The organism is Streptomyces sp. NPDC030183 (genome assembly GCF_055573455.1).
The window spans coordinates 20,787-29,357 of the sequence record NZ_JBVIBK010000048.1 but is presented as its reverse complement, the minus strand read 5'-3'; the positions used below and the strand labels follow the sequence as shown (position 1 = coordinate 29,357).

The 8,571-nt window shown below is 73.4% G+C and carries 6 protein-coding genes; 4 read left to right on the top strand and 2 right to left on the bottom strand.

The window, feature by feature from the left end; all coding sequences use genetic code 11:
- Positions 1 to 214 precede the first annotated feature (214 nt).
- From ACZ4Z2_RS35935 to ACZ4Z2_RS35920, 4 genes are all read left to right on the top strand, one after another.
- Positions 215 to 1,705, top strand: a complete 1,491-nt coding sequence (locus ACZ4Z2_RS35935; protein WP_468081855.1) for an ABC transporter substrate-binding protein — start codon at positions 215 to 217, stop codon at positions 1,703 to 1,705.
- Between the two features lie 32 nt (positions 1,706 to 1,737).
- Complete coding sequence (locus ACZ4Z2_RS35930; protein WP_468081854.1) at positions 1,738 to 3,567, top strand: ABC transporter permease subunit; 1,830 nt, start codon at positions 1,738 to 1,740, stop codon at positions 3,565 to 3,567.
- Between the two features lie 145 nt (positions 3,568 to 3,712).
- Positions 3,713 to 4,804 carry an ABC transporter ATP-binding protein gene (locus ACZ4Z2_RS35925; RefSeq protein ID WP_468081853.1) on the top strand — a complete coding sequence of 364 codons (1,092 nt, stop codon included), beginning with the start codon at positions 3,713 to 3,715 and terminating at the stop codon, positions 4,802 to 4,804.
- Entirely contained in the window at positions 4,801 to 5,484 is a 684-nt protein-coding gene (locus tag ACZ4Z2_RS35920) for an ATP-binding cassette domain-containing protein (protein WP_468081851.1), read from the top strand. The genes ACZ4Z2_RS35925 and ACZ4Z2_RS35920 overlap by 4 nt, the downstream gene beginning before the upstream one ends.
- A gap of 71 nt (positions 5,485 to 5,555) precedes the next feature.
- Here ACZ4Z2_RS35920 and serA read toward each other — a convergent pair whose 3' ends face one another.
- On the bottom strand, positions 5,556 to 7,145 hold the full coding sequence (gene serA, locus ACZ4Z2_RS35915) for a phosphoglycerate dehydrogenase (protein WP_468081850.1): 1,590 nt from the start codon (positions 7,143 to 7,145) through the stop codon (positions 5,556 to 5,558).
- 276 nt (positions 7,146 to 7,421) lie between these two features.
- Positions 7,422 to 8,423, bottom strand: a complete 1,002-nt coding sequence (gene ilvC / locus ACZ4Z2_RS35910) for a ketol-acid reductoisomerase (protein WP_055512707.1) — start codon at positions 8,421 to 8,423, stop codon at positions 7,422 to 7,424.
- Positions 8,424 to 8,571 lie beyond the last annotated feature (148 nt).

Genomic DNA, 8,571 nt, shown 5'->3' with positions numbered 1-8,571 from the left:
CCTGCACACCTACAACTACCATCGCTGCCACACCGCCCTCGGAGGCCAGCCACCCATCAGCCGCGTCAACAACCCTGCGGGTCAATACACCTAGGGCCGAGTCCGGCCGACGGGGCGATCTCGGTGGCGCGAAACCTACTTCTGAAAATGATTGTCATCATGCTACGGTCGTGGCGCGTTCAACCTTTGACCACGCCTTTACTCGGAGTGTCCCGTGCGCGTCCCCGTCCGTCTTCTCCCCCTGACCGCGGTCACCGCGGCCTCCGCCCTGCTCACGGGGTGCTTCTCGTCGACGGGGGCCGACGGCGCCGCCGCCGGCGAGGGCAAGCGCATCCGGGTCGCGCACATGCTGCCGCCCCGCTCGGGCCTCTCACCGCTCTCCGACGACGCCTTCAAGCTGTCGCGCTGGTCGACCGCCGAGACCCTGGTGAAGCTGAACCCGGAGGGCGACGCGCAGCCCGCGCTCGCCACCGAGTGGAAGCGGTCGGGCAAGAGCTGGACGTTCACGATCCGCGAGGGCGTGACCTTCCACGACGGCACGAAGCTCACCGCCGACGCCGTCGTCAACTCCCTCAGCCGGGCGGCCACCGCCTCCCCCAAGCCCCGCATCCTCGACGGCGTGGAGCTGACCGCGAAGGCCGACGGCGACACGGTCACCGTCACCACCGCCGTCGAGGACCCCCTGGTCCCGCAGCGTCTCAGCTCGCCCCAGCTGTCGATCCTCGCCGCGAAGGCGTACCGCGGGAAGACGGTGAACCCGGTCGGCGCGGGCACCGGCCCCTTCGAGCTGACCAAGGTCAACGGCACCTCCTCCGCCGCCCTCGACCGCTACGACGACTACTGGGGCGGCAAGGCCAAGGCGCCCGGCATCGACGTGACGTTCGTACCGGACGGCACCGCCCGCGCCGCCGCCCTGCGCACCGGCGAGGCCGACATCGTCGAGGCGATCCCCGTCTCGCAGGCCGCCGTGCTCGACCAGGACCTGATCACCGAGGTCCCCATGCCGCGCACCAACACCCTCTACCTGAACACCGGGAAGGGCGTCTTCAAGGACGCCTCGCTGCGCGCCGCCGCCCGCGAGGCCATCGACGCGAAGTCGATCGTCAAGGGCGTCTACGAGGGGCGCGCCGACGTGGCCGAGGGGCTGCTCGGGCCCGCGCTGCCCTGGGCCGCCGAACTGCGGTCGCCGGTGAAGCGCGCCAAGGCCGGTGACCCGTCCGGCAGGTCGATCACCATCGGCACGTTCACCGACCGCGCCGAACTGCCCGAGGTCGCCGCCACGCTCCAGCAGCAGCTCCAGAAGGCCGGGTTCAAGGTCAAGCTGGACGTCCGCGAGTACGCCAACATCGAGTCCGACGCGCTGGCGGGCGAGTTCGACGCGTTCATCCTCTCCCGGGCGACCGTCCTCGACTCCGGCGACCCGGCCGCGTACCTCTACAGCGACTTCGCCTCCGACGGCTCCTTCAACATCGCCCAGCTGGCGGACGACAAGGTCGACGCCGCTCTGCGGAAGGCGTCCGACACCGCGGCCGGCGACGCCCGCCGCAAGGCCGTCATCGAGGCCGAGGCCGCCGTCCTCGGCACCGACGCCGCCGTGCCGATGCTCCACGAGCGGGTCATCCAGGGCGACGCGGCCGGTGTCGTGGGCGCGGCGCACGACCCGCGCGAACGCGAACTGGTCACCGCCGACACCTACGTCAAGTGAGGGACGGCGCGAGGAAGCCGGGGGCGGCGACCGTGAAGACCGGAGTACGCGTCAGCCCCGCGGGGCTCACCCGCCTCCTGTGCCTGGCCGCGATCCTGGCCGCCGTGGGCCTGCTGCCCTGGCTCTCCGGCCGGGACCCGGCGCTGACCGTGCTGCGTGCCCGGTCCGCCGAACAGGAGGCGACCGCCGAGGCGCTGACCGCGATCCGCGAGGACCTCGGCCTCGACGCCGGCCCCCTGTCCCTGCTGGGCAGATGGACGTCCGGGCTGCTGCGCGGCGACCTCGGCACCTCCTGGGTGTCCGGCACCGATGTGCTCCCCTCGGTGGTCTCCGGCCTCCAGGTCTCCCTCGGCCTCATGGGCGCCGCCCTCGCCGTCGCCGTGCTGCTGGCCTGCGCGCTGGTCGCCCCGGTGCTGGTGCGGGGCCGGGGCACGACCGGCGCGTTCGCCGCCATGCTCGCCGCCGTCCCCGAGTTCCTGCTGGCCACGGTGGCGCTGCTGGTGTGCGGCGTGTGGCTGGGATGGCTGCCCACCTCCGGCTGGGCGGGCCCCCAGTACATGGTGCTGCCGGCCGTCGCCCTCGGCGTCCCGGCCGGCGGTCTGCTGGGCCGGCTGGTCGCGGACGCGCTGCCCGGCGTGCTCGACGAGCGCTGGGTGGAGCTGTGGCGGGGCGCGGGCGTCAGCCGGGCGCGGATCTCGGCGGCGGCGCTGCGGCGCGTCCTGCCGCCCCTGGTCCCGCAGTTCGGCATGGTCGCCGTCGGCCTGACCGGTGGCGCGGTCGCCGTGGAGACGGTGTTCGCGGTACCCGGCATCGGCCGTACGGCACTGGGCGCGGCCAAGTCCCAGGACCTGCCCCTCCTCCAGGGCTCGGTGCTCGCCCTCCTCGCGCTGGGCCTGGTCGCGGGCGCCCTGGCGGCCCTCGCCCGGCGCCGGCTCCTCGGCCCCGCCCTGCGCGACGCCGGCCTCACCCTCCCGGCCGCCCGACCGGTCCGCACCCACCCGGCGGTGCCGCTGACCCTGGCGGTGCTCCTGCTGGCCCCGATCGGCTGGGGACTGCTGCGCGACCCGTACGCCGTGGACACCACCGCCCGGCTGCTGCCGCCGTCCTGGGCGCATCCGCTCGGCACGGACGGGCTCGGCCGTGACGTCCTCGCCCGCCTCGGCCACGGCGCCGCCTCCACCGTCGGCACGGCGGCGGCCGTCTGTGCCCTGAGCCTGCTCGCCGCCCTGGGGCTGGGCTTCGTGCCCCGCGTCGCCGAGGGCGCGTCCGACATCGCCAACGCGCTGCCCCCGGTGATCGCGGGCATCCTGGTCGCCGCCGCGGCGGGCCCCGGTACGGGCGGCGCGGCGCTCGCCGTGGCCCTGATCTCCTGGCCCCCGCTGGCCGCGCACGCGGCGGCCCTGGTCCAGGAGGTACGGGCCTCCGCGTTCCTCTCCGCCCAACGGGCCATCGGCGCCGGCCCCTCCTGGATTTTCACCCGGCACGTCCTGCCCTCGGTGGCCGCCCCGGTCACCCGGCACGCGATCCTCCGCCTCCCCGGAATCGCCCTGGCCCTCGCCTCGCTCGGCTTCCTCGGCCTGGGCGCCCAGCCGCCCGCACCCGAGTGGGGCCTGCTGCTGGACGAGTCCCGCGCCTACGTGGAACGCGCCCCGTGGGCGGCCCTCGCACCGGCGGTCGCCCTGGCCCTGCTGGCGGGCCTCGCGGTGTCGGGCGCGGCGTACACCGAGGGGCAGGCGCGAAGGCGCGGGAGCGGGAGGGCCGACCGGCGCCGGACGAACGAGAAGGAACGACCCCGACACCCGAAGGCCACCACGGACGGCCGGGACGGGAACGAGACCCTGACGGGAGCCGGACATGCCTGACGCACCCCTCGCGGCCCCCACACCCGGCCGGTGCCCCGACCCCGGCCCACCCCTTTCCCTCTCCGCCCCACCTGCACAACCTGTACCACCTGCACAGCCGGCACAGCCCGCACAGCCCGCGCAGCCCGCACCGACGGTGCCGACGGTGCCCGTCGCGTCGGCCTCAACCGACGCCCTGCTGTCCGTGCGTGACCTGAGGGTCGCCTTCGGCGCCCTGGAGGTCGTCCGCGGGCTCTCCTTCGACGTCCGCCCCCGCGAGGTGCTCGCCCTGGTCGGCGAGTCCGGCGCGGGCAAGTCCCTCACCGCGCGGGCCCTGCTGGGCATGCTGCCGCGGGGCACGACGACGAGCGGGAGCGTCCGGCTGCGGGACGAGCCGGGGTCGTACGCCGAGCTCGTGGGCGCCACCCGCCCGGCGCTCGCCGCCGTGCGCGGGCGCCGGATCGCCCTCGTCCCCCAGGACGCCCTGTCCGCCCTGTCCCCCGTGCACCCCGTCGGCGACCAACTCGCCGCGGCCGTACGGTCGGTGGCGGGCGTGTCCCGCTCCCAGGCCAGGGCCCGGGCGGTCGCCGCCCTCGACCGGGTCGGCATCCCCGACGCCGCGCGCAAGGCACGGGCGTACCCCCACGAGTACTCCGGCGGGATGCGGCAGCGTGCAGTGATCGCCATGGCGACGATCAACGAACCGGACGTCGTCGTCGCCGACGAGCCCACCACCGCGCTCGACGCCGAGCTCCAGGACCAGGTGCTGCGGGTCCTCGGCGAGCAGCGCGAGGCGGTCGGCGCCGCGCTCGTGCTGGTCACGCACGACCTGGGTGTGGTCCGCGACCACACCGACCGCGTCCTGGTCATGTACGCCGGCCGCCAGGTCGAACAGGGCCCGACGCACCGGGTGCTGGACCGCCCGCGCGCCCCGTACACGGCGGGGTTGCTGGCGTCGCTGCCCCCGTCGGCCGGCGAGGACGGCCCCGCGGGCCCCGTCGGTCCCGCTGGCGGCGCCTCGCGTCGTGGGACCGCCGCCCGGCGCCGCCGGCTGCCCGCCATCCCCGGCTCCCCGCCCGCGCCCGACGCGCTGCCGCCCGGCTGCGCGTTCGCGCCCCGATGCCCGCTCGCCGAGGACCGCTGCCACCGTGAGGGCCCCGGCCCCTGGACGGTCGGCGACGGCCATGTGGTCTCCTGCCACCGCTGGGACGAAGTGCCGTACCCGGCGACCGAGTTGTTCCTGGGGCGGCCCGCGTGAACCAGCCCACCGCCCTGCTCGACGTGCGCGATCTGGTCGTCCGCCACGGCACGGTCACCGCCGTCGACCACGTCTCCTTCACCGTCGACGCGGGCGAGACCCTCGCCCTGAACGGCCCCTCCGGCTGCGGCAAGTCCTCGACGGTGGCGGCCGTGCTCCAGCTGCGCCGCCCCGACGGCGGCCGGGTCCGTTTCGAGGGCCGGGAGCTGACGACGCTCACGGAGCGTGAACTGCGCCCTCTGCGGCCCCGTATGCAGCCGGTCTTCCAGGACCCGTACGGCTCGCTCAGTCCCCGCCACCGCATCCGTGACGCGGTCGCCGAGCCCCTGCGCGTCCAGGGCCGCTGGGACGCGACGGGCCCGGCGCGGGTCGCCGAGCTCCTCGACCGCGTCGGCCTCGACCCAACCCACGGCGACCGCTTCCCGCACGAGCTGTCCGGCGGCCAGTGCCAGCGCGCCGGCATCGCCCGCGCCCTTGCCTCCGAGCCCCGTCTCCTCGTCCTCGACGAACCGGTCTCCGCCCTCGACCCGTCCGTCCGGGCCGGCGTCCTCAACCTCCTCGCCGACCTCCAGGACGACCTGGGGCTCGCCTATCTGTTCATCTGTCACGACCGAGCAGTTGTACGGCACTTCGCGGACCGCTCGGTCGAGATGCGCGCGGGCCGGCTCGTACCGGCGTAGTCCTTCCGGAAAACGGGCCGGGGCCCGGTCACCCGAAGGTGACCGGGCCCCGGCCGCAGACCGCGGGAGACTCAGACGAGGTTCACCGAGCGCGCCGACGTCGCGCCGATCTCCTCGGCCACCTCGGAGAGCACACCCTGCGAGACCGTGTCGTCGACAGTCAGGACCGCGAGGGCCTCGCCACCGGCGGCGGAGCGGGCGACCTGCATACCGGCGATGTTGATGCCGTGCTCGCCGAAGATCCGGCCGACCGTGCCGACGACACCGGGACGGTCCACGTACCGCAGGACGACCATGTGGTCCGCGAGCGCCAGGTCCACGTCGTACTCGCCGACGGCCACGATCTTCTGGTGGTGCTTCGGCCCGGCCAGGGTGCCGGACACCGAGACCTCCTCACCGCTGCCGAGCGTGCCCCGCACGGTGACCACATTGCGGTGGTCCGGCGACTCCGAGCTGGTCGTCAGCCGTACCTCGACGCCCCGCTCCTGCGCGAACAGCGGCGCGTTCACGTACGACACCGTCTCGTCGACGACGTCCTCGAAGACGCCCTTCAGCGCGGACAGCTCCAGCACCTTCACGTCGTGCTGGGTGATCTCGCCGTACACCTCGACGTCGAGGCGGACCGCGACCTCACCGGCCAGCGCGGTGAAGATGCGGCCGAGGCGCTCGGCGAGCGGCAGACCCGGCTTGACGTCCTCGGCGATGACACCGCCCTGCACGTTCACCGCGTCCGGGACCAGCTCACCGGCGAGGGCGAGACGCACGGAGCGGGCGACGGCGATACCGGCCTTCTCCTGCGCCTCGTCGGTGGAGGCGCCGAGGTGCGGGGTGCAGACGACCTCGTCCAGCTCGAACAGCGGGGAGTCGGTGCACGGCTCCTTGGCGTACACGTCGAGACCGGCGCCGGCGACGCGGCCCTCCTTGAGCGCCGAGTACAGCGCGGCCTCGTCGACGATGCCACCGCGCGCGGCGTTCACGATGCGCACCGACGGCTTCACCTTGTGCAGCGCCTCGGCGCCGATCAGGCCGACCGTCTCGGGGGTCTTCGGCAGGTGGACGGTGATGAAGTCCGAGACCTCCAGCAGCTCGTCCAGCGACAGGACCTTCACACCCATCTGCGCCGCGCGCGCGGGCTGCACGTACGGGTCGTAGGCGACGACCTTCATGCCGAAGGCGGACATGCGCTGCGCGACGAGCGCGCCGATGCGGCCGAGGCCGACGACACCGAGGGTCTTCTCGGCGAGCTCCACGCCCGTGTACTTGCTGCGCTTCCACTCGCCGTTCTTCAGCGCGGTGTTCGCCTGCGGGATGTGGCGGGCGGTGGCGAGGAGGAGACCGCAGGCCAGCTCGGCGGCGGTCACGATGTTCGAGGTGGGGGCGTTGACGACCATCACGCCGGCCTTGGTGGCGGCGGAGACGTCCACGTTGTCCAGGCCGACGCCGGCTCGTGCGACGACCTTCAGCTTCCTGGCGGCGGCGATCGCCTCGGCGTCGACCTTGGTGGCCGAGCGGATGAGGATGGCGTCGACGTCGGCGATGGCCGGGAGCAGCTCGGCCCGGTCCGCCCCGTTGGTGTGCCGGATCTCGAAGTCCGGGCCCAGCGCGTCGACGGTGGCCGGCGACAGCTCTTCAGCGATCAGTACGACTGGTTTCGAGCTCACGTGAGTCCTCACAAGTCCAATGCTGCGGACGGCCGTCCCGACGGCCGCAGGCGGTGGAGGGGGAGCGGCGCCGGAGGGCGCGGGGGCGTGCCCGCAAACCTCTGGTGTCGCTGGGCCGCGTGGAAGACGCACGACGCTGTGGGCCTGACGCGTATGTAGTGCAGCAGTGTAGTGGCGCCGAAGGCGTCGTCCCACGCCACTGCGGAAAGGTCACCCGGACGTGAGAAGAGGCCGGCCGCGACTCCGGGTGAACCCGCCGCGGCCGGCCTCATCGGATCAGGCCTCTTCGTCGTTGACCCAGCTCATCAGCTTGCGCAGCTCCTTGCCGGTGGTCTCCAGCAGGTGCTCCGAGTCCTGGGTCTTGTACTCGTTGTACTTCTTCAGACCACCGTGGTACTCGTCCATCCAGGCCTGGGCGAAGGTGCCGTCCTGGATCTCGGCGAGGACCTTCTTCATCTCGGCCTTGGTGGCGTCGGTGATGATCCGCGGGCCGGTGACGTAGTCGCCCCACTCGGCGGTCTCGGAGATCGACCAGCGCATCTTCTCCAGGCCGCCCTCGTACATGAGGTCGACGATCAGCTTCAGCTCGTGCAGGCACTCGAAGTACGCGATCTCCGGCTGGTAGCCGGCCTCGGTCAGCGTCTCGAAGCCCGCCTTGACCAGCGCCGCGGTACCACCGCAGAGGACGGCCTGCTCACCGAACAGGTCGGTCTCGGTCTCCTCGGTGAAGGTGGTCTTGATGACGCCGGCGCGGGTGCCGCCGATGCCCTTGGCGTACGACAGGGCGAGCGCGAAGGCGTTGCCGGTGGCGTCCTGCTCGACGGCGGCGATGCAGGGAACGCCGCGGCCCTCCTCGTACTGGCGGCGGACCAGGTGGCCCGGGCCCTTGGGGGCGACCATGCAGACGTCGACGCCGGCCGGGGGCTTGATGAAGCCGTAGCGGATGTTCAGGCCGTGGCCGAAGAACAGGGCGTCGCCGTCGTTCAGGTTCGGGGCGATGTGCTCCTCGTAGACCTGGGCCTGGATCGGGTCCGGGACGAGGATCATGATCACGTCGGCCTCGGCGGCGGCCTCCGACGGGCTCACCACGCGCAGGCCCTGCTCCTCGGCCTTCGCCTTGGACTTCGAGCCCTCGTGCAGACCGACACGGACGTCGGCACCCGAGTCGCGCAGCGACAGGGCGTGGGCGTGGCCCTGGCTGCCGTAGCCGATGACCGCGACCTTGCGGCCCTGGATGATGGACAGGTCGGCGTCAGCGTCGTAGAACAGCTCGGCCACTTTGGGTTCTCTCCTTGAGTGCAGGTGTTGCTTCCCACCGTATGACGGCGGGGCGAAGGGAAGTCTCGGGGTCTCGGCATACGGGCGGACGGCGTGTCACCGGCCCGCCCGTGCCGTCGGTCAGGCAATCGTCCACCAGGCGTACGGC